General features: G+C 46.4%; 1 protein-coding gene. It reads right to left on the bottom strand.

Translation table 11 applies throughout. The features are described from left to right. A partial coding sequence (locus ACFSKL_RS18075) for an immunoglobulin domain-containing protein (RefSeq protein ID WP_376888024.1) occupies window positions 1–1,708 on the bottom strand: 1,708 nt, incomplete at both ends.

The raw sequence follows: 1,708 nt of genomic DNA, 5'->3' as shown, positions 1-1,708 counted from the left end.
TTTGACTTCCTCACAATCCGAATCGCTGATATCCACCAAATCACCTTCACAGATTTCCAATTTCCAGATTTCATCATCTTCATCATAAAACTCACCTGGGACAGGGCTATTGGTGGCCAATTCTATTTCAAACACCCTCAACTCTTCCAGCACACTTGCCAATCCACCATAGAGTATCTGAATTCTATCAAAAGGCACATCAGTCACAATTGACAATATCGCTTCACTACCCCCTCCCAAAATCCTCAACGAGAGTAAAGAAGAATTAAATGCGATAGGTGCTCCTATGGCTTCATTGCCCAAAAATCTCTGGATCCTAAAACCTTCCAAGAGGGAAAGATCCAACAGGCCTGTAGGTATACCGATTTTGATATTCAGGCTATCCCCGACAAATGCCGGGTAGTTGTACGCAACTTCAAGTCTGGAATAAACATTGACCCCAACAGCATTGATAATGCTGGCATAGGTATCAAAATCACCATCAACCGCGAGTTCAGGATTAAATACACCCGTCAATGAAGATGCTACATCCACTCCCCCAATCAAATGGGAGAAACCGGTCATTATATCAAACAGGTTTGGATCACAGACTGCCGCAGTATTGCTTGTCTCATTGTAATAGGCACCATAAACCCTTACACTCTGGAAGGTATTCAACAATGGGAGCAAAGCTACTTTTATGGCGTCATAAGAAACAGGCTGTCCTGAAAAATTTGTTGGCGTGTATGTAAAATTAAACTCGTTGAACCCATTCAATACCGAAACCAGGTTGCCATCAGCCAATACACGTGGACCAACGGGTTCACCATTGTCAAATGCCTGGACATATACACCGGCGGCCAATTGGGCTACCCCTGCATATTCCCTGGCCAGTTTGACCGTTACCGGGTTTCCGGCAGGTACCTGCACATTCCACTTGAGCATCTGGGATGTTTCACCCGTCAGGCCAAGAAGGGAAGTACCTACCGTCTCTTCCAATTGGGAATAAGTGGACAGGTCTCCATCAACGGCATTGATGGGATTGCTGACTACCCCCAACTGGATACCCAAAAGGCTGCTTTCCGTAAACTCCTGCCCATCGTTGGCAAACTGTGGGATGTATACCAAAGGACAATCCTCCAAATCAAGGACATTTACAACAATATCTACAAAATTCTCACAATTGGCACCGCTCGCAGAAGCCCTATACACAAACCTTCCGCCACTTGGGAAAGGCCCTGCCATATCCGGCCCGGAGAATGGTGCCCCATCCAATCCCTGATAAGTAGTAGGCACAGTGGAGTCATCTTCGTTGATGGCAAATGCCTCAGGGAGTTGCAGGCTTTCTCCCACAATGACATTGAATACTTGTGAGCCATTGACAAATACCACGGGATTTTTGTCAATATCGACCGTTACTGCCACCCTCACAGATTCTTGCGGACAGCCATCCCTTGTTATACCTGCAAAAAAGGTTGACCTTCTACTGACATTTCCTATAAAATAATCATTGCCTGTCGCCAGTGATGTACCCCCTATCGGTTGGGCATACCAATTGACGATATCTCCAGGTTGGGAAAGCACGCTTAAGGTGACTTCATCCGAATTACAAACGATCAGGTTTGCATCTTCCTCATTTTCAAACGTTGGCCGTCCCGGGGTTTTCACAACATTGTGGATCCTGAGCGATTCCCCCACATCCAATCCCACAAGGGAAGACAGCCTGGCC

It is taken from the genome of Belliella marina (assembly GCF_042682445.1).
In the GTDB taxonomy this organism is placed as follows: Bacteria; Bacteroidota; Bacteroidia; order Cytophagales; family Cyclobacteriaceae; genus Belliella; species Belliella marina.
Note: the sequence above shows the minus strand (reverse complement) of the source record. Positions and strands in the feature narration are given on the sequence as shown.